Here is a 21,155-nt window from a genome sequence, read left to right on the forward strand (position 1 = left end):
AAGGATATTTCGAAAATTAAAATAGTTTTGCATTTAGCTTCGGAGGGGGATTATTCGCAATATTCTCATAGCAAAAGTAAATGGATAGCGGCAGAGTTATTTTAAGAAAAGGCGTAAAAAACGCCTTTTCTTCTTGTTTTCTGGGGTTGGTATAGTTTTTGCAATATTACCTCTGCAGGAACCTGTGATCAGCGATCCTTGCAGGTTAAGAAATAGTAGCAGGAGGGAAAAAATAGTGTATCACAACAGATCGGAATACTATGACAGCCGCAAAGACCAATTTCAATGGAAAGACGGCGAGTACACCGTAACACGGACATCCACCTGGTCCGGCCCGGGCTGCCATGACGGCTGCGGTGTTGTTTACTACACCAAGGACGATAAGCTCGTTAAAGTGGAAGGCGACCCGAATAACCCGTTCAACCAGGGCAGATTGTGCATGCGCTGTCTGGCGATGCCGGAAGCCGTCAATCATCTGGACCGTTTAAAATACCCCATGAAACGGATCGGTAAACGCGGTGAAAATAAATGGCAGCGGATATCCTGGGATGAAGCCTATGACATTATTGAAGAAAAAGTACGCGCTATTTGGCAGGATTATGGTGCGGAAAGCATTGTTGGCATGATCGGTACAGGGCGTAACTGCTGCTGGCAGACACCGTATCTGACCTATGCTGCCTTTGGCAGTCCGAACTTCTGCCTGGGCTTCTTAAGCGGAGATTCCTGCTTTATGCCTAGATCGGCGCAAATGGCCACCATGAACGGCGATTTTCTGATCGCAGACTGCTCGCAGCAATTTGAAGATCGCTATGATAATCCGGAGTGGAGAGTACCGGAAGTATTTTTAGTCTGGGGCAACAACACCATCGTTTCCAACGCCGACGGTTTCTTCGGCCACTGGATCGTCGAATGTATGGAGAAAGGCTCCAAATTGATCGTCGTTGACCCGGCCTTGACCTGGCTGGCATCCAGAGCGGAATATTGGCTGCAGCTCCGGCCTGGTACAGATGCTGCGCTAGCCCTTTCTATGCTCAATGTCATTATCCAAGAAGATCTTTATGACCATGAATTTGTAGAAAAATGGTGTTTCGGGTTCGAACAATTAGCAGAAAGAGCAGCAGAGTTCCCTGCGGAAAAGGTCGCTGAAATTACTTGGGTACCACAGAATATCATTGAGGAAGCGGCACGGATGTATGCCCAAGCCAAGCCGGCAGCTGTCCAGTGGGGTCTCGCTGTGGATCAATCCATCCTCGGGATCTCTACAGCCCAATCCATCAATGCGCTCTGGTCGATCACCGGCAATGTCGATATCCCCGGCGGCAATATCATTATCCGCAATGCGTTTGATCAGGTTGTAGCCTATAATTACGGTTTGCATGAAACCTTGTCCGAAGAAATGATAGCTAAACGCTTAGGATCTCTGGATTATCCGATGAAAGCCGCAGCGGGCTTCAGCTCGACAGCTCACGGCGATTCCGTGCTTAAAGCCATCGAGTCCGGCAAGCCGTATCCGGTCAGGATGCTTTGGTTTCAAAGCACCAATCCGATTGCCAATATGGCGGCGGAGGCTCCCAGGGTCTATGCGGCGATCAAATCAGTCGATTTTGTTGTCGTCGCCGACCTCTTCATGACACCGACAGCCGTTGCGTTTGCCGATGTGGTCCTGCCTTGCGCCATGAGTGCGGAACGCGATACGCAGCGTGTCTGGTGGACCCCGATGCGGACCATGACCAAGGTAACACAATATTACGAATGTAAGTCCGACGATACGATCGTCACCGAACTCGGCAAGCGTCTGAAACCGGAGAATTTCCCATGGGATGATGACCGTGGTTGGAGCAACCATATTTTCCAACATGAGTGCACAGGCATTGACATCACCTTTGAGGAACTCGAGAAAAAAGTCTACGCCTATCCTACGTTTGAATACAAGAAATATGAAAAGGGACTCCTGCGCTATGACGGCCAGCCCGGATTCAATACCGGTACAGGAAAGATCGAGCTATACTCCACCTACTTTGAAGCATGGGGCTATGACCCGCTTCCGTGGTATCAGGAACCACCCGAAAGTCCGTATTCCACACCGGAACTATTCAAACAATACCCGCTCGTTCTTACCACAGGGGCTCGCTCCTATGAATTCTTCCACTCCGAACACCGTCAGTTAAAAACGATGCGGGAATTCCATCCGGACCCGCTTGTTGAAATCAACAATGAGACGGCGGAAGAATTGGGTATTCAAAACGGCGACTGGGTCTGGATCGAAAATATGCGGGGCCGCTGTAAACAAAAAGCCAAAATTGTCAATTATCTTCATCCCAAGGTTGTCCGGGCTGAACACGGTTGGTGGTTCCCGGAAAAGGATGCGGCAGAACCCAGTTTATTCGGGGTGTTTGATTCCAACATCAACAACCTGACCCAGCAGGATAAAAACGGTCCTACCGGATACGGCGCGCCGTATAAGAACCAGATTTGCAAAATTTATAAAGTAACGGAAGAAAACAGTAAAGTCATGCCGACGACAGTGGTTACTCAGCAAGGAGGATTTGGTTATGTCAAATTATAATCGCTATGGATTGCTTATCGATTTAGATTTTTGCACCGGGTGTCACACCTGCGAAGTAGCCTGCAAACAAGCGTTAGATCTTCCTACAGGCCAGTTTGGAATTAAAGTTCACCAGGAGGGACCCCGTAAATTAGAAAATGGCAAGTGGGAGTACACCTTTGTCCCGTTCCCGACATCACTCTGCAATTTATGTGAGGACAGAGTCAAAGTCGGCAAACTGCCTTCCTGCGTTCACCATTGCTCGCCGGGAATCATGCACTATGGGACCATTGAGGAACTGACCGCAAAAGCAAACGCCAAACCGCATATGGTACTTTTTGCCCCCCAATGATCACACGTATTCAGTTATTTAATTTGTAAAACGGAGGTAGAATGATGTCAACTTATGATGAACTTTACCGTAAAGAATGGCAGTGGCAGGAGGGAGACCTTACGGTAACCCGGTCGATGCAGTGGTCCGGCCCAGGCTGCCACAACGGCTGCGGTCTGCTTTATTACACAAAGGATAATAAAATTGTCAAAATTGAAGGAGACCCAAACAGCCCCTACAATCAGGGCCGACTCTGCATGCGCTGTCTGAATCTCACGGAATCCTTGGAACATAAAGACCGTTTGAAATGGCCGCTGAAACGAATCGGTGAACGTGGCGAGAATAAATGGCAGCGGATCAGCTGGAACGAAGCGCTCGATATTATTGAAGCGAACGTCCGTAAAATCCAGAAGGAATACGGTCCAGAATCCATCTGCGGTATGGTTGGAACCGGAAGGAATATTTGCTGGCAAGTCCCGCTCTTAACCTACGCCGGATTCGGCAGCCCGAACTTTGGTTATTCGTTCTTAAGCGGCGATTCCTGTTTCTCCCCGCGGGCCGCTTTTATCGCGGTTACGCATGGGGACTTCTCAGTCTGCGACTGCTCACAGTTCCATGAAGATCGTTATGATAACCCGGAATACAAGGTTCCCGAAGTCATTCTGATTTGGGGCAATAACCCGATTCACAGTAACAGTGATGACTTTCTCGGACACTGGATCGTCGAACTTATGAAACGTGGAACGAGATTAATCGTCGTCGATCCGAAGCTGACTTGGCTGGCTGGCAGGGCAGAATATTGGCTCCAGCTCAGACCTGGAACAGACGCAGCTCTTGGGTTGGGAATGCTGAACGTAATTATCAATGAAAATCTCTACGACCAAGAGTTTGTGGAAAAATGGACTTATGGTTTTGAAGAACTGGCGGAAAGAGTCCGGCAATATCCGGTTGACAAAGTTGCGGAAATCACCTGGGTTCCGAAAGAACAAATTGAAGAAGCGGCCCGTTTCTTTGCCCAAGCCAAACCCGGCGCTATTCAGTGGGGGCTAAAGGTAGACCAGTCCGTGGCGGGGGTACCGGCAGCACAGGCCATCGCAACTATCGGTGCGATTTGCGGATTTATCGATATCCCCGGCAGTAATATCTATATCCGGGACGCCTATGATATCCTGTCGTCTTACGGAACAGGCTATGAAGAATTCTTATCCCCGGAAATGCGGGCGAAACGGTTGGGCGACGAGAAATATCCCCTGAAGAGAATGGGAGTTGGGCCGACAGCCCATGCGGATTCCGTGCTGGTGGCGCTGGAAACCGGCAAACCTTACCCGGTTAAAATGCTGTGGATCCAAACCAGCAACCCTATCGCCAATATGGGTGCCGACGCGCCGCGCTTGTATAAAGCAATCCGTACGACCGATTTTAATGTCGTCGTGGATCTTTATATGACGCCGACCGCAGTCGCATGTGCAGATTTAGTACTGCCCGCCGGGATGAGTCCGGAAAGAAACGGCTATAAGACCTGGTGGCATCCGCTCCGTTCCACCTCAAAAATCGTTCAGTACTACGAGTGCAAATCGGATGAACAGATCGTGCTGGAAGTCGGTAAACGTCTGGCACCGCAAAACTTCCCGTGGGAAACGGATATCGATTTAATTAACTGGATGTTCAGCCGCAGCGCCACATACAAAGAGGATTTCCAAACCTTACAGCAAAAGGTTACGGACTATCAAAAGTACGAGTATAAGAAATACGAGAAGGGACTCCTGCGCTTCGACGGTGAGACCGGTTTCAATACCCCGACCGGCAAACTGGAATTATATAGCACACTCTTTGCGGAGTGGGGCTTAGATCCGCTGCCATATTTTGAAGAGCCTCCGTATAGTCCTGTTTCTACGCCGCTGAAATCCAAAGAATATCCGTTTATCTTAACAACGGGTGCCCGGTCACTGGAATTCTTCCACTCCGAACACCGACAACTCAAAACCATGCGGGAATTCCATCCGGATCCGCTCTTTGATATCAATAGCGAAATCGCTGCTGAGATGGGAATTCAGGAAGGCGATTGGTGCTGGCTTGAAAACCATAACGGCCGCTGCCGGCAAAGAGCCCATCTCGATCCGGCCCTCAGCCGCAAAGTTATCCGTGCCGAACATGGCTGGTGGTTCCCGGAAATGGAAGGTTCTGAACCGGCCTTGTTTGGTGTGTTCGATTCCAATTCCAATAATCTGACGGAACAATGCCAAAACGGTCCGACAGGCTATGGTGCGCCATATGCCAACACGATCTGTAAGGTTTACAAAGCCACGGAAGAGAATAGCCTTGACCTTCCCAGCTTAGTCGTCACACGCAAAGGAGGATTCTAGAATGTCAAGTGATCGTTATGGGCTGTTAATTGATTATGAGTTTTGCACCGGCTGCCACGCCTGTGAGGTTGCCTGCAAAAAGGAATTGAATTTAGTAGTGGGTCAGTGGGGACTTAAAGTCTATCAGGATGGCCCGCGCAAGTTAGAGAACGGCAAATGGGAATACAACTTCTTGCCGGTTCCGACATCACTCTGCAACCTCTGTGCGGACAGAGTCAAGGAAGGCAGAAAGCCGACCTGTGTCCACCATTGCCAGGCCGGAGTTATCGAGTACGGTACGCTCCAGGAACTCAGCAAGAAGATGAATGAAAAACCAAAAACCGTTATGTATAGTAAATAAAAACCAATAACGACAATACAGGTGGAGGATGGCACTATTTGAGGCCATCCCTCACCCTCATGCCAAAAGGTATATGAAATAGAATAGAATGTAAACGTTTGTATTGTAAGAAGGAGAAACGGTCATGGGGTGTTGGGCCTGTAATCCATACTGCGGTAGGTGCAAGCCTCCAATCAAGAGACCTATCCAGTGCCCTGTTTGCCAAAAATATAATTTTCCTGAAATATCGAAAAGCGAGAAGTGTCTGAAATGCGGAACGATTTTACCCAAAAGAGAGGAAACATCGCAAACTGTTTTATGTTCGTACAGCGGACTGTTTTGCGCTAATCCTTGTTTAAAACATACTATCAAGGCGAAGGACAATATTCTTATGCCGTGTCAAAGGAATACACCACCGGAATAAATAATTTTTGAACTGTATTCTGTATCGCTATCGTGAGCCTATGACTGTGCTAAATACTTTTTGAAAAGAGGGTTTTATAATGAAAGACATGCTTAAAGGGCAAGTAGCTTTGATTACTGGCGGAGCCAGTGGAATGGGTGAAGCCACCGCAAAATTGTATGCCAGTGAAGGTGCGACTGTCATTATCGGGGATTATAACGTAGAAAATGCAAAACGTGTCGTTGAGGAGATCATGACGGCAGGCGGTAATGCCCGTTTTTATACACAGATGGATGTTTCGAAAAAAGAGACGGTAGACGCCGTGGTGAAAGCAACGATTCAGGAATTTGGCAAAATCGATATTTTAGCCGCTTATGCCGGGAGAACTTTCGATAACGAGAAAATGTCTGATGAGGAACGTTATCAGATCACGATGAATGTGAATATGACCGGCACGTACAATACCGTCTTTGCGGTTGTACCGTATATGAAAGAGCGCAAATCAGGGAAAATTATTATCTGCTCTTCCAATGGTGCATTTAACCCCACGGTACCGGCTTATGATTATCATATGGCCAAAGCCGCCTGTGAATCACTGACAGTGAATCTGGCCATGGAGGTTGCTCCATTGGGGATCCGTGTCAATTGTGTTAAACCGGGTCCGATTGTTACTCCTTTCTGGGATGAACTGATGGCAGCAGGTGACGAACGTACCCAAATGCTCAATAATATCGCCAAAACGGAGGTTCCTTTAGGGCGGACCGGTACGGCAGAGGACATTGCCGGTATCGCCTTGTTCTTTGCTTCGGAACTATCATCCTATGTAACCGGTCTCTGCTTGTATGTAGCCGGCGGTATGGGGTATGTTTATGCGCACGGACAATCTTTCACCCTGCAAGCCATGGCAGGTATTACTCCTCATAAATAGCTTTATAACGGCATATTTTAGCCGTTTTGGTATATCAAAAAAATAAGTCACTTTCTGATATATTTAAGTGCAACTGGGGCTGCCGCCAAAAAGTTGGCGGCAGCCAAGTTTTACCTAGGCGATAAGACTATTTTTCCATAGATTATGTCATTAAAACCATAAATTAGGGAGGGAGCTCGTATTTTACCTCATAATCAGAAGGTGAATGCGAACGGAAAATTATGGAGAATAAATTGAAAAAAGGCGTCCATATCGTTCAATACCCCGCAGATGTCTCGCTCTGTGCCGGCTGTGCCGTTTGTGAGGTCGTATGTGCTTTAATTCATGATGGCCAATCCGGTCCGTCCCACAACCGGATTTTTCTGAACAGGGATACGATTGGCATGATTCACCGTGTCGCTGCTTGTCAGCAGTGCGAAGATACTCCCTGCTACAATGCCTGCCGGCGAAAAGACCAAGCCATGTGTATTGATGAAAATGGAGTTATCTATATTAACCAGGAGAACTGTATCGGCTGTAAACAGTGTATTAAAGCCTGCCCGTTTGATCCGAAACGGATCAACTATAATAAAGAAACCAAGAAAGCGCTGAAATGCGATCTGTGCCGCGACCGTGCGGAAGGTCCTGCTTGCATCGAGTACTGTCAGGTACGTTGTATCGGACTTTCTGATCAGCCTGTACCGGCCCCGCCAGCATCTACAGGAGCTGAAGGGCCACATTAAAGCGATAAGAGAGGTTCCGTTGATAAAGATCGAACAACGATGAGACACCTTTATAAGGAGGATAAAGCATGGCAAAGGATACGAAAGGCAATCTTTTCGGATATGCCGGTAAGATTGCGCGCATCAACCTGACTACCTGCACCGTAACCGAAATTCCAACTTCCAACTATTTGCCGGATTATGTTGGCGGCCGCTGTATGGCAAATAAAATCTTTTACGATGAGGCAAAAGTCGGAGCGAAAGCATTTGACGCGGAAAATATTATAATTTTTATGACAGGTCCGACATCAGCAACGGGGATACCGACGGGCGGCAGAAGTGTTTTTACCAGTATCTCTCCCAATGCCTTGCCGGAGCAGTATTGCTGGAGTGGTCTGGGCGGATTTTTCGGCGCTGAGCTAAAGTTTGCCGGCTGGGATGGTTTTATCATTGAAGGCCGAGCCGAGGAGCCGACTTACCTTTACATGGAAGACGGAAAAATCGAATTCAAATCGGCACGCAATCTTTGGGGCCGAAAGGTACACGAAACGCAGTTACTATTAGAAAAAATTCATGGTCACAAAGCCCAGAGCGTTGTTATCGGACCGGCTGGTGAGAACTTGGTCCGGATAGCCAGCATCACCACATGCAATGACAATGCAGCCGCTAAAGCTGGGTTTGGCGCGGTATTTGGTTCAAAGAACCTGAAAGCGGTCACTTGCCGTGGTACCGGTTCCATTATACCCGGAAATGTTGAAAAAGTTTTGCAGCTGCAAAAAACTATGGGTTATCCGGGTTATCATTTGAAGCCCGTCGTTACGGAATATTCCTTTGGTGACGGTGCCAACAAAGCCGATATCCCGGAAGGATACGGTCAGGCTTACGTTGCCTGCTCGCATGGCTGCAACCAGCACTGTAATTCCATGTATGTTGGTGTCAAGGGCGCTTTTTCTGACGAACCGATGAACCGTGTTGAAAAATGTGTCGGGAAGTATTCAACCCACTTTGTCGATGATATGCTCTGGATTCCCGCCATGTCCATCTGGACTAAGAAAAACTTCTTCCCGTCCTGTAAGATGATGTCAGGTGAATTCCCGCCGCCGAACACGGATGATCCGGATTGGCAGTTCCTGTATGAAATGCGGCCCGGTGATACGGTAAACCATTGGGATCCGGACTGGCATAAAGGCAATGTGATGATGGACATGTGCAATCAGTACGGGATTGACAAATGGGATGTAGTGATCTGGCTGTTCCCATGGTTGGCTATGGGTAAAAAAGAGGGCGTTTTTGACGATATTGACTTCGGGATGGACATTGATTTGAATTCCACCGAGTTTATCTATCATATCCTAGACATGATGACGTTCCGTAAGGGGTACTACGGTAATCTGCTGGCTGAAGGCATGGCGCGGGCCATCCGGAAACTGGGGAAAGAAAAGTTTGGCGATACGATTTTCCATGGCCGCTATTCTAACATGGCAAATAAATACATTGATATACCTATCAGTAATGAAGCAGCCTGGGGGCACGCATTCCATTGGTCCGGCCGTGGATTCCAGGGTGCGAATGATATCGCTGTCTGGCTGCCAATCACGATCGAATTGATGACCCGCACCCGCGATGCTCAGACAATTACTCATCACAAGGATACCATCGAGTGGTTTAAAGCAGTGAAGGATAACATCTGCACCAATCCACTGACGGCGAAATCCATCGTCATGAATGAAAACAGTGCCGAGCTGAAGGATACGGTCATGTGTTGTGATTTCCAATTGCCGAATATGTACTGGACGACCATGGAGGCCGAGATGTTGGAAGCGGCAACCGGAGACCCATGGACCGAAGAAATGACCAAAGACCTGGCGGAACGCTCCATGCTGCTCTGGCGCGCAATCCTCATGCGTGAATCCGGACGGTGCCGGGAGCAGGAGGTCAATGAAGTTTTCCATATTGTTCAGATCCCGGATGCCAAAGATCAAACTGTATCTTGGGAAGATTTTAACAGCCTGGTAGACCTGTACTATGTCGAGCGCGGCTGGGACTTGAAAACGGGCTGGCCAACGCGTGAAACATGGGAAAAATACGGTCTTGGCTATGTCGCAGAGGCGATGGGGGATTTGAATAAGCTGCCGGTTTAGTTAATCCCTGTGAAAGATTTCTATTAATCTCATGATCCACTGACGTTAGGAACATACTCTAGGTTATCCGGTAATGTGTAAAAAAACGATAAGGGAGGTTACGGCGATGTTTCAACATATTTTGGTCGTCAAGATCAAGGAGGGAGCCCTTGATTCCATTATCAAAGCTGCTAATATAGCAGCTGAAGCAACGAGAAAAGAACCCGGCAATATTTTTTATAACCTGCTTCAGCCTGTCGAAGCTGCAGATACCGTGATTTTTGTAGAAGGCTGGGAGAACGAATCAGACTTTTTAGTCCATGTGAATGGCGCAGCCTGCCAAAAATTCGGTGAAACAATGGATCCGGCCGTAGCCGGTGTACCTCAGGCCTATGCCTGTCGCGTTCTTGCCTAGTAAATCATTGCTTGTACGTTATATTCAAAATCATAAGTGAAATCTACTTTGTCTTATGAGTAAAGTAGATTTCACTTGAAGATGTCAAAAATCAGAAGGTGATTGATTCAATGTCATCCAGCATAAATGCACGCGCATTCTGCAAATATCGTGGTGGCAAATGGGAGGTCTATACCGTTTGTCCGCCTGCTGAAATACTCCTGACAATCGTGGTGAACAGCAAGGAGTTGATTTCGATTGTTTGTAGTCCGGATAATATGGAGCAACTGACAATCGGATTTCTCTATAATGAGGGAGTTATCACGTCTATCGATGAGATTAAATCATTGGAGGTAGATACAGTAAACTGTGTTGCCTGCGTGATGCTGACGAAGGAACAGTTCCCGAAGCCCCATAAACTGATTCTGACACCGGGATTTGGGGGCGGCATTATTTTCAGCCAGGAAAAGATGCGGAAGGACATAGAAATGTTTCTGAATATTCATCCTGAACGGCTCTGTTTCTTGATGGAAGAGATGAAAAATAACGCGGTGCATTATAAGCGGAGCGGCGGAATCCATGCCAGTGCCGTCTGTGATGATCAGGGGATTGTGATTCAGGCCGAAGATGTCGGACGTCATAATACCATGGATAAAGTGATGGGTGAGGCACTCATGAAAAAGATCTCGCTTCAGGGAAAATTAATGCTCACCACCGGCAGAATTTCATCGGAAATGATTCTTAAAGCATCGAACATGGGCATACCCATCATGGCATCGCTTTCTTCACCGACGACAAAAGCTGTCGATCTTGCGCGAAAAACCGGAATAGGTTTAGCCGGATATGTCCAAAAAGATCAATTCATTGCCTATGCAAACGCGGATCATTTTAAAGATGGTGACTAGACTACCATCGCTAAGAGATGTCCCAGTCGTGAGTTAATAATTATTATTTTATGCAGATCCCATGTGATATGTGAATCGATTCGAATATTTCGAAAAACGAAATAGTGTTGCATACAGCCAATGAAACATCGTGATTCTCATTGGAAAATTCAAAAAACAAAAACGTCACCATCAGCCATACAGAACCTAAATAGGTTAAGAATGCGCATCTTCTCATTCTTAAGAAAGAAAATACTGTTGGCATAGTCCATGCATATTTGACTAATAGATCTGTCCGATATGTTAAGGATTTCACGTTGCAATTAAGTTTGAAGGTGAAAGGAGGGTAGTATTTTTTAAGGACCTCTGTGAGGTATGGGAAAATCGAGATATTTGTTTAAAATTACATTGGTAAGTTAATAAGGCTCTTTTCGGTACTAATGTCATATCTGAGTAAAATTTTAAAAGAGGTGTAGGGATGAAAGAAACTAACAAGAACATTCTAAAACTCGCCATTGTCTGTATTGCTATGCAAGATTCCGGCAATGGTGCCACATCGCCCGCGATCGGCACAATTATGGCCGCTATGCCGGATGTTCCTGCGTACTTGGTTCAAGCAATTGCCACCGTACCATCTCTCTTACTCGCACTCACCCCGCTTTTATATGCTAAATTGGTTGACTTAGGCGTCAGAAAACGGACTATTTTGTATTGGGGTGCTGTAACCTTTGTCATTGGCGGCGTAGGCCCGTTCTTTCTGCACAGCAGTATCTGGATTATCTTACTTTTCCGGGCGATCACCGGATTCGGCTGCGGTTTCTGCATGACCTTGTCCACGGACTTGGTAATTGACTACTTTGAAGGCGATGAACGTAATACAATGCAGGGTTTTGTTTCTGCGATCGTCGGTATCAGTGGTGTCATGTTCCAAATGTTGGGTGGATATCTTGCCGGTATCCGTTGGGATTACACCTTCTTGGCTTATTTCGTTGCTATAATCTTCCTCACGATTGCGATCATCTTCTTAAAAGAGCCTGACCGTAAGGCTAAAATTGCTGCCCAAGAGGGGATCACGGACATTAAACAACGCGCGCGGCTGACGGGACCGGCCTATTTGGTCGCTTTCGTCTTTGCGCTCTATTTCTTTTTCTGGTTTGTCATTCCCACCAATGGAGCGATGGTTTTGATCATGGACGGAATGGCAACACCGGCCCAAATCGGCGGAGTTTTCTCCCTGATCACAGCTTCTTCCTTCCTGGTCTCCGTCACCTTTGGTATTGTCTATAAGAAAATCAAGTTCAACTTTTACTGGATCTCGTATGTCCTTGGTGCAGCCGGACTGTATCTGATGTATGTGACTCATTCCTTGTCGATGTTCTCACTCGGGATCGTGTTATTCGGTCTCAGCTTGGGGGCACAAGTACCGGTCACCATCACCAAGGTCACCCAACTTGTTCCTTATTCGGCCGGCGCAGCAGCCATCGCTCTCTGTTATGCAGCGATGGGTATCGGTGGCTTCGTTCAACCGTTTATTTTTAAGTTCTTCGGGCCTTTTGCCATTGGCAGACCGACATTCCTTTTATCTGCAATCGCCTTTATCGTCTTAGGCGTAATTATGGTGGTTGTCAACAAAGTAACGCCGACGAAAAATGTGTCAACAGAGAATGTAGCCGCTAAATAATCGTAAGACAAAATTTTAAGTTATAAGGTAAGCCATAAAATAACATACAAGTACTTGAAATGCCTTTGAATTCTGATTATTAACCTAAATATTCATTGCTCTCCCTTATAGCAGCACACGCCTTTTGCATCAATTACCGTTGGGCAGGAGTAAAATGCGGGTGCTGCTATTTTTTCGATTCGCAGTCATGATGCAAACAATTAACTTAAGATTTTATTAGGGAGGAAACCTTTTGAATAATCAACATCAGATGAACGTGTCTATTCTTTCTATCTTTTTTTTAATTATGGCGCCAGCCCTGTTGATCCCGGCGATGCAGAGTATGTCGATCGCTTTTCCGGGGGTGCCGTTCAGTACAATTTTGCTATCCCAGACATTGCCCTGCCTCATATTGATACCCACCGCTATTATTGCGGGAGCATTAGCCGGGACAATAATCAAATATAAATCTTTGATCGTTGCGGGAATTGTCTTATTTATTATCGGCGGTATTTTTCCGTACTTTTTGAAAGATTTCACTTCAATCCTGTTATCAAGAGCTGTATTTGGCATTGGCATCGGAATGATCTCCCCGATGGGCAATGCGTTGGTGCTCAAGTTATATCGAGATAAAGCACAAGTTAGTTTGCTGGGGCTTGGCAATGTTTTCATGATGATTGGAGGAATCGTCATGCAACTGCTGGGCGGAATTCTATGCGCGATCGGCTGGCGTTATACCTTTCTTGTCCATCTTGTCGCCATCGTACCGCTCTTCTTTGTCTTGTTTTACTTACCGGAACCGAAGAAGGATAACCGCCGGAGCAGGGAAAAAGTCAGACTGCCGAAAGCAGTTTATGGTTATACGTTACTGTTTGGTGTCGTTGTCATGCTGGATTATACGATGGTACTGAACATATCGTCGATCATCGCCGATCGCCAATTAGGGACACCGGCTGTCGCAGGTTTTGTCTTGGCCATGATCACCTTCGGCGGGATGATGGCAGGAATGGCTTTTAGTAAGGTCTATCAATTCGTATCCCGGTTTACAATCGCACTCGGGATCCTCCTCGTTGCTGCAGGGGTCGGGATCGCGGATTTTTCCGGAAACATTATTTTGTTGACGCTGGGTGCCATACTTACCGGTATGGGTTTTACAACCATATTACCGGCGATTACGATCGAAATCGGCATAATCGCTCCGCCGGCTGTCGTTGGCATTGCCTCCGGCATCCTGACTGCATTATTAAACGGCGGTATGTTCTTTTCTCCGTTTTTTGTTAATATCGTGCAATCGGTTACCAAACAGAACAACGTCTGGTTTCCGATCTTAATCGCAGCAATTCTGCTGGCGGTGGGCGGAATCTTCTTTATCCTGTTTCAGTTAAGAAAACAGGGCACCGTAAAGGAAATACATAATTTAATGAAGGAGTAAAATGTCATGAAACTCTATGTATTGAACAATGGCTGGATTGACGGAAATGAAAACGAAATCTATGACAATTTGAATGAAACGGGTAGTGATAATGTATCGGCAAAATGGAACAGAATACCGATCTATGCTGTCTTAATCGACCATCCTGCCGGGAAGATCATCTATGACTTGGGGTGCCATCCTGATGCAATGCATGGCTATTGGTGTAAGAACCTTACCAGTAAGACCCGCTATGGTTATGATGAATCAAACCTCTTGACTCATCAGCTTGCTTTGACAGGGACGAAAGTAGAAGATATCAAAACAGTCGTCCTTTCCCATCTGCATCCGGATCATACCGGGAACCTGTACCTTTTCGAACATGCGGATATTTATGTTCCGCGTGAGGATTTTATTCATGCTCTGATGAGTGTTCACGCTTGCAAAGATCCTGCAGCTCATGGTCTCTACGTTAAAGCCTCATTGGAAGTACCGGTTAAACAGTATCATTTAATTGATCATGATATAGAACTGCTGCCGGGGATTGAGCTTGTGACATTACCAGGGCATACGCCGGGATTATTAGGATTGATCGTGCACCTGCCCAAAGAGGGGACGTTGGTTTTTCCCCAGGATGCTATTAATGATCGCCGGGTTTATGGTCCGCCCGCCCAGGAACCGGGATTGGCATATGATAAAACGGACTATAGCCATTCTGTAGAAAAAGTCCGCGATTTAGCACAAAAATATAAGGCCCGAGTGATGTTCCCTCATGATTGGGAGTTTTTCCAAACAATGAAGAAAGCACCGAATTACTATGAATAATACTCAGTCTAACCTATGTTTTCTTTCATTTCTGGAGCTATCTTAGAACTGGATACTATCCAGGTTAACAGTTTTAAGATAGCTCACATTTAATAAGGTAGAGGTTATACAGTCTTTTGTGTTTATAAGGTTTCTAAACCTACAGGTTTATTTTTAGTCATAATATTTGAAATTAGAAAACCGATAGCAAAGACGACAAATAATCCTGCTGTTATTGCAATTGGAGGCCTACCTATAGGTAAGTCTGCTACCTTAAGAATAAATGAATAAATAAAAGGTTGTACAAAATTGCCGATACCCTGACAACTTATCAGAATAGCGTTTGCAACTGCAAGTCTCGCAGGTGGCGCAATTTCGGGAAGTCTTGAGTAATATGAAGGCATCATTGAACCTAAACCAACTCCAGCAACTATAATTGCTACATATATCATTGTTATGCTTGTTGAGAAAAAGACTAAGAAAAATCCGACTGCGCATATTGAATAAGCATATGACAGAATATATCCCTTAATTTTTTTCTTGACTCTACCAAATATGAATGCCCCAAATACACTACCGGCTGTATACAAAGTAAACGCGATTCCTGCGTTGTTGGCATCACCTAAGTTTCCGCCAACTATCACAACAGCCAAGTTTGTTACCATTGCAAAATTGATTAGGTTGAAAATTAAGAAGCTAGCACATGTTATATAGACTTTTGATGACAATTTTTTACTTACACTCATAGTCTCCTGCTCATCTTTGATAGACTGTTCTTGCTTCTTTTGAGGTTCGGGCAAAAAGAAAAATGTGAAGACAATTATCCATATTGGGAAGAAGTAAGCATAGAAACAATAGTGCCAATTAAAAGTTGCTAAATAACCGCCAACAAATTGGAAAAACATACCGCCCAAACTTGCTAGAGTAACGTGATATCCCATAAGATTGTCTCTTTTTTCACCATCAAAGTAATCTGATACAAGTCCTAGAGACAAAGGTAAAGTTATACCAACACCGGCACCTAGCAAGGCACGGCAAACTAAAATTAAAGGGATACTATTTAGAAAGGCTGGGAGTACGCCACCAACAATAAATAAGCTAAGTCCGATAAACATAAGAGTTCTTTTTCTCATGTATTGGACTAATTTACTATAAAGAGGTGCAACAAAAACAGGAATAAGCGCCGGAAGAGAAGCAATATTCATAATAACAGTCGGATCAACACTAGGGAAGGCTTTCATGATATCTGCCAAAGCCGGTGAAGCAGCGCCAGAACCAATATCCTGCAAGCCTAGAGACAAAATAGCAATTGTAACAAGGGTCATATTAACAGTCTTTTTAGTCATTATTAATCCTCCCTTTTACTATATATGGATGTTATTTCCATTTCCTTCTCATTAACTACATTATTTTAATTGATTTTTTGGTGCTCTATATTTCACCACAACATTTCTCACTGTTTTATCACATCCCAAAATAATTTAGATTCTTCCTATTTGTTTAAATAAGAGATAGGTGTCTGCTACATCCCAATGCTCAGCAATTAATCCATCCTGAATACGGAAAATATCCACAACATCAAAACAGATCTTATTCCCTGATGCAGGCTGTCCTATCCAATCGCCGCCTGTATGAGTCCCAGTATTTGTATTCCAGGTCATAACAATATCGCCGTCAGCAATAATCTTTTTAGTGGTATATTTAAAGTCAGGTATAGAGTTAAATGTTTGTTCAAAGAAGGCTTTAAATCCTACCAGTCCTTGAGCGACATCAGCGTTATGCTGGATATAGTCATTATGCATTATTTCATCAAGTATACTCAGATTGTGGTCATTAAAAACGGTAGCAATAAGCGTTTCAATAATTTCTTTGTTACTTTTCAATGTTTAATTTCACCTCACTCGTAACGAATTTTCTTGTTAGGAGGGATTCTCATATTTTGTTTTATATAGCCATAGCGGCATCAAAAGCACTGCTTATAGCATTCAATAGAGAACCTTGATTACCGTTACAGTCTCCAACGATATAATACTCCGGTACAGAGGCTTTTAAATGATTGACCATCTCCATATCAACTTTATTTCCCATGGCAAGGACGACTGTGTCAAAGAACAGTTTTTCTTCTTTACCGTCCTTAGTTACGATGACACAATCTTGTGTTACGTCAATTAGTTTTGTTTCAGTTTTTAGTTCGTAATCATATTCATCTAACATATGGAATATAGCATAGGAATTGATGGGAGAAGTTCCTAAAGCTATCTGTTCTTTAGGCATTGCATCAATTAAAGTTACCTTTTTCCCTAATTGCAGAAATCTTAAAGCCGTTTCACAACCAGTCAAACCTGCACCTACAATCAAGACATTATTGCCAACTTGTGCTTTGCCGCAGTCAACATCTCCTACCCAAACAACCTTGGACACATCATTACATGTTAGATTAGGAATAATAGGGGTGCCACCAATGGCTAAAATTAATGCATCTGCAGCTTCTTTGGCAATTACTTCTGACGTTGCTTCAGTTGAAAGCTTAATTGTAATGTTCTTATTGCGGCTGGTCATACGTATGGACCAATCAAGATAATTCTTTAAATCCGCTTTAAATGGAGCTATTGTGGCGCCTCGCAAAACTCCCCCCAAATGGGAATCCTTTTCAAACAATACAACCTCGTGGCCACGTTCTGCGGCTATTCTTGCAGCTTCTAATCCGCCAGGACCCCCACCAACAATAACTACTTTTTTCTTTGTTTTTATACTTGGGTAGAACATATAATCCAATTCACGCCCAAATACTGGATTAACTGCACACCTTGGTGGTTTCAATCCAAAATGGCTTCTGCTAATACAGCTATTACAGCGCACACATGGTCGTATCTCATCCTCTTGGTTTCTCTCTGCTTTATTGACGCTTTCCGGATCCGCAATAAGCTGGCGGCATAAAGCAATTAAATCTACTTTACCTGCAGCAATTGCTTCTTCGGCCTGTTCCAAAGTGATAGCACCTACAGTACTTACCGGAATATTTAAAGCATGTTTGAATTTAGCAGCATATTGGATATTAAGACCGTGCGGCATATAGATAGTTGGAAAAATGAAGGGTGTTAATTTATTAATTGCTAGAGCACCCCTGGAAACATGTAATATGTCAATTCTATCCTGGATTACTTTTGCAAACTCAATAACCTCTTCAATCTCTGGTGAACCTGGGACCATATCAATAGCGCTTATACGGTACTCTATTGCTAACTTATCTCCAACTTCAGCACGGATGGCGTCAAGAAGTTCCACTGCAAAACGGCATCTATTCTCAAATGATTGAGGACCGTATTGATCAGTTCGCTTGTTAAAAACTTTAGAAAATAGTAGAGAAGGTAATTGGCAATGTCCACCATGGATCAAAATCATATCTCCACCAGCTTGCAGAACATGGCGTGCGCCTTTTGCATAGTCCCTGACAAACCCTTGAATTTCTTCTGTTGTCAAAACATTGCAATCAATTTCCATCGGAATTCCTACGGAACTTTCTACTTCATGAGTCCCAAAATATGGAGCGATAGGCACTAATTCAATACACGCTTTCGAACCATAGCGTTTTACAGCTTCACACCATTCTGACAGATAGGTTACGATAGAATCATCACTCATCCCAATGATGTGGTGAGCTACCGATGGCAATACCTCATTAATAAAACCACTGCCCAAAGTGACAGTTGCTGCACCGCCTTTACCAACAGGCTTTGAAAATTCTATTCCCTCTCTTGTAATGTGATTATCATAGGAAGCTAAAAAGTTATAAATTGGGGCATTGGTTATACGATTTTTGAGGGTTAATTTGCCGACCTTAATAGCTTCAAATAAATGTGGGTATTTACTGGACATAATTTTCCTCCCTAATAAAGAATGGAATACGAAGTAACAATTTGGGCCCATCGTAACTTCTAACTCATTATAGTTTCAAGTTGATCAATTTCTGAAACAGTAAAAATGTGTAGAGTTGTGACAAAGTATTGTGACTATTTCGAAATCATCTGATATAAAGATGCTATAATAAAAAAATAAGTATATATAGTTCGTTTAAGATCTTTAAAGATAACCATACTATTTTAATTACAAAGCTTGGGCTTTTAGGAAGGTACCAATTATAGTTACTTAGATTTAAATCATTAGTAATAATAAAGAGGTAGAGTAGATGGAGATCAAAGAATTAGAATACTTTATTGCGGTATGCAAATACAAAAGTATTTCCAAAGCCGCTAACAAACTCTATATTTCGCAGCAGGGATTAAGTAGAATTATTAATAAGTTAGAAGAAGAGCTCCAGGTATTGCTATTCTACCGGACTTCTGCTAGCTTGCAACTTACTGAGTATGGTGAATTTTTGTTAAAAAGGGCTCAGGATTTTTTACTGCATCACGATAATATAAAGAAAGATATAAAGATATTTAAAGAAAGAAAAGAAGGAGAACTAAAGATAGGATTTTCCTATGGTGTTTTAAACATGATCCCTCAACACCTTATAGAAAATTTTGTACAAAAGTATCCTAATGTTCTTCTGAAAATTAATGAATATCCTGATAAAGTTTGCGAAGAGGAAGTATATAATGAAAAAATAGATATAGGCTTTTGTGTTTCCCCTATCGATTTAAACAAATTCAATGTTCATGCTTCTCACAAAGAACAAACCGCATTTATGATCAGTGAAAAAAATCCACTATCCGAGAAAACGCACTTGAGTTTTGGAGAAATTAGAAATGAAAGATTTATAGCTTTTGGCAAAGATACTAAAGGTCACGATACTTTTATTCAGAAATGCCGAAAAGCTGGTTTTGAACCTAATATTCATCTTTCGATAATAGAAATGGACCTAATTAATAAATTATGCAGGAATAATGTTGGGATCGGATTTTATGTTGGTCCAATCCCATACAATATCCCTGGTATAAAAATTGTAAAAGCTTTTGACGAGGATTGGTCTTGGGAAATTTGCCTTGTTACAAAACAGAATACATATACTAATGATATTGTTCGTTGTTATATTGATTGCTTTTCAAAATGGTAGAGTTGTGCTTCAAAAGCCACAAAATGCAGAAAACACTCCAACATACGGATGTAATATGATCCTAATAACTTAAAGAACCTAAATGACAATCCGTACAAAATCGCCAAGTGGCACTAACCCAGAAAACCGGAATCAAGAGAAAAATTTGTCATAATGGCGGGAGTTTACAACTTATTTTATACTTAATGTGTATACGGAATGATTATTTTGGGGGAGTCGTCGTGAACTTTCATAATCTGAAAATATTTATTGATGTTGCTGAATTAGGGAGTTTCACTAAAGCTGCCCAGAAAAACTATGTGTCCCAGACGGCTGTAAGCCTGCAAATTGCGTCAATGGAAAAGGAACTTGGTTTTCCGTTATTTATCAGAGAAAAGAATGAAATCAGCCTGACCCAAGCAGGGAAGGCATTTTATGATGACTGCAGCCATATTGTTTTCCATTATAATCATGCCATCCGACATGCCACTGAAGTAGCCAAAGGGAAGATGAAGATTATTCGCGTAGGGGTAACCGGACCGGGAGACAGTGTATTTCTTCCAGAGATTGCAGCAGAATTCAATCAGCAATATCCTGGGGTTCAAATTAAACTGGATAAGGATACTTTTTACGGTATAAAAAATAAATTAAAACGCAATCTGGTAGATGTTTCGTTTAACTTTGCCTATGATTTGTTGAGTGAAACCGAAATTATGGTTGAGAAGCTGATTGAATCAGAGGTCGTTTTGCTGGTATCCCGTTACCATCGCTTCGCTCAGTTAGATTGTATCAATCCCATCGAGGTCGCCCATGAGAAAATTATCATGGTTTCGAAGGATTACGGGCCGGCTAACTTCGAACATATGATGCAGGCGCGAAGAATGGATGGTTATGAACCGATTCTGGAGCTTGTAGAATCAGCGGAAACACTGCTGATGTATGTTGAGATGAACCAAGGTGTCGCTTTTGTTCCCGAATTACTGTTTCAATACAATCCCAGGCATTGCAAAACGGTTAGACTCAAAGGCAGCCGAGATACCAATGAGTATGTTATCTCGTGGATGCGGAGCAATAAAAACGATCTGATTCCGTTGTTTATTGAGAAGGCGAAAACATACTTCCAACAACTCGGACAATCCGCCGATAGGAAAGAACCATGCTGACGGAAATTAACCCAGGAATAGATTAACCTCATAAGGAAAACCTTATGAGGTTATTTTAATTTGTATGTTATTCAAAATATGAAATAAATTTTAT

General features: G+C 43.8%; 17 protein-coding genes. 14 read left to right on the plus strand and 3 right to left on the minus strand.

Annotated features, from left to right (window positions below):
• The first annotated feature begins 235 nt into the window (after nt 1-235).
• From LPY66_RS09125 to LPY66_RS09180, 12 genes are all read left to right on the plus strand, one after another.
• Nucleotides 236-2,566, plus strand: a complete 2,331-nt coding sequence (locus LPY66_RS09125; RefSeq protein WP_337987762.1) for a molybdopterin-dependent oxidoreductase — start codon at nt 236-238, stop codon at nt 2,564-2,566.
• A complete protein-coding gene (locus tag LPY66_RS09130; RefSeq protein ID WP_337987763.1) occupies nt 2,553-2,897 on the plus strand; it encodes an oxidoreductase in 345 nt (114 codons plus the stop codon). The genes LPY66_RS09125 and LPY66_RS09130 overlap by 14 nt, the downstream gene beginning before the upstream one ends.
• Nucleotides 2,898-2,938: 41 nt before the next feature.
• Nucleotides 2,939-5,239 carry a molybdopterin-dependent oxidoreductase gene (locus LPY66_RS09135; RefSeq protein WP_443112468.1) on the plus strand — a complete coding sequence of 767 codons (2,301 nt, stop codon included), beginning with the start codon at nt 2,939-2,941 and terminating at the stop codon, nt 5,237-5,239.
• A 1-nt stretch (nt 5,240) separates the two neighbouring features.
• Nucleotides 5,241-5,579 carry a 4Fe-4S dicluster domain-containing protein gene (locus tag LPY66_RS09140; RefSeq protein WP_337987765.1) on the plus strand — a complete coding sequence of 113 codons (339 nt, stop codon included), beginning with the start codon at nt 5,241-5,243 and terminating at the stop codon, nt 5,577-5,579.
• Nucleotides 5,580-6,061: 482 nt separating this feature from the next.
• The gene (locus LPY66_RS09145) at nt 6,062-6,889 is read left to right on the plus strand and encodes an SDR family NAD(P)-dependent oxidoreductase (protein ID WP_337987766.1); all 828 of its coding nucleotides are present in this window, start codon (nt 6,062-6,064) and stop codon (nt 6,887-6,889) included.
• Nucleotides 6,890-7,122: 233 nt separating this feature from the next.
• Nucleotides 7,123-7,611, plus strand: coding sequence for a 4Fe-4S dicluster domain-containing protein (locus tag LPY66_RS09150; protein ID WP_337987767.1), 489 nt, complete (start codon nt 7,123-7,125; stop codon nt 7,609-7,611).
• Between the two features lie 68 nt (nt 7,612-7,679).
• Nucleotides 7,680-9,731: an aldehyde ferredoxin oxidoreductase N-terminal domain-containing protein gene (locus LPY66_RS09155; RefSeq protein ID WP_337987768.1), complete on the plus strand. Its 2,052-nt coding sequence runs from the start codon at nt 7,680-7,682 to the stop codon at nt 9,729-9,731.
• A gap of 106 nt (nt 9,732-9,837) precedes the next feature.
• On the plus strand, nt 9,838-10,125 hold the full coding sequence (locus LPY66_RS09160; RefSeq protein WP_337987769.1) for a putative quinol monooxygenase: 288 nt from the start codon (nt 9,838-9,840) through the stop codon (nt 10,123-10,125).
• Between the two features lie 110 nt (nt 10,126-10,235).
• Nucleotides 10,236-11,009 carry a formate dehydrogenase accessory sulfurtransferase FdhD gene (gene fdhD / locus LPY66_RS09165; RefSeq protein ID WP_337987770.1) on the plus strand — a complete coding sequence of 258 codons (774 nt, stop codon included), beginning with the start codon at nt 10,236-10,238 and terminating at the stop codon, nt 11,007-11,009.
• 457 nt (nt 11,010-11,466) lie between these two features.
• Nucleotides 11,467-12,669 carry an MFS transporter gene (locus tag LPY66_RS09170; RefSeq protein ID WP_337987771.1) on the plus strand — a complete coding sequence of 401 codons (1,203 nt, stop codon included), beginning with the start codon at nt 11,467-11,469 and terminating at the stop codon, nt 12,667-12,669.
• Nucleotides 12,670-12,901: 232 nt separating this feature from the next.
• Nucleotides 12,902-14,080: an MFS transporter gene (locus LPY66_RS09175; protein ID WP_337987772.1), complete on the plus strand. Its 1,179-nt coding sequence runs from the start codon at nt 12,902-12,904 to the stop codon at nt 14,078-14,080.
• A 6-nt stretch (nt 14,081-14,086) separates the two neighbouring features.
• The gene (locus LPY66_RS09180; RefSeq protein ID WP_337987773.1) at nt 14,087-14,884 is read left to right on the plus strand and encodes an N-acyl homoserine lactonase family protein; all 798 of its coding nucleotides are present in this window, start codon (nt 14,087-14,089) and stop codon (nt 14,882-14,884) included.
• Between the two features lie 122 nt (nt 14,885-15,006).
• On the opposite strand, the gene LPY66_RS09185 is transcribed toward LPY66_RS09180, so the two are convergent.
• The 3 genes from LPY66_RS09185 to LPY66_RS09195 form a co-directional block, all read right to left on the minus strand.
• Nucleotides 15,007-16,209, minus strand: a complete 1,203-nt coding sequence (locus LPY66_RS09185) for an MFS transporter (RefSeq protein ID WP_337987774.1) — start codon at nt 16,207-16,209, stop codon at nt 15,007-15,009.
• A 135-nt stretch (nt 16,210-16,344) separates the two neighbouring features.
• Complete coding sequence (locus LPY66_RS09190; protein ID WP_337987775.1) at nt 16,345-16,746, minus strand: ester cyclase; 402 nt, start codon at nt 16,744-16,746, stop codon at nt 16,345-16,347.
• Nucleotides 16,747-16,807: 61 nt separating this feature from the next.
• Nucleotides 16,808-18,739, minus strand: a complete 1,932-nt coding sequence (locus LPY66_RS09195) for an oxidoreductase (protein ID WP_337987776.1) — start codon at nt 18,737-18,739, stop codon at nt 16,808-16,810.
• A gap of 310 nt (nt 18,740-19,049) precedes the next feature.
• On the opposite strand from LPY66_RS09195, the gene LPY66_RS09200 reads away from it, so the two are divergent.
• Both LPY66_RS09200 and LPY66_RS09205 read left to right on the plus strand, forming a co-directional pair.
• Nucleotides 19,050-19,919 (plus strand): LysR family transcriptional regulator, encoded by an 870-nt coding sequence (locus LPY66_RS09200; protein ID WP_337987777.1) that lies wholly within the window; start codon nt 19,050-19,052, stop codon nt 19,917-19,919.
• Nucleotides 19,920-20,140: 221 nt separating this feature from the next.
• Nucleotides 20,141-21,061, plus strand: a complete 921-nt coding sequence (locus LPY66_RS09205) for a LysR family transcriptional regulator (protein WP_337987778.1) — start codon at nt 20,141-20,143, stop codon at nt 21,059-21,061.
• Nucleotides 21,062-21,155 lie beyond the last annotated feature (94 nt).

It is taken from the genome of Dehalobacter sp. DCM, assembly GCF_024972775.1.
Taxonomy (GTDB): domain Bacteria; phylum Bacillota; class Desulfitobacteriia; order Desulfitobacteriales; family Syntrophobotulaceae; genus Dehalobacter.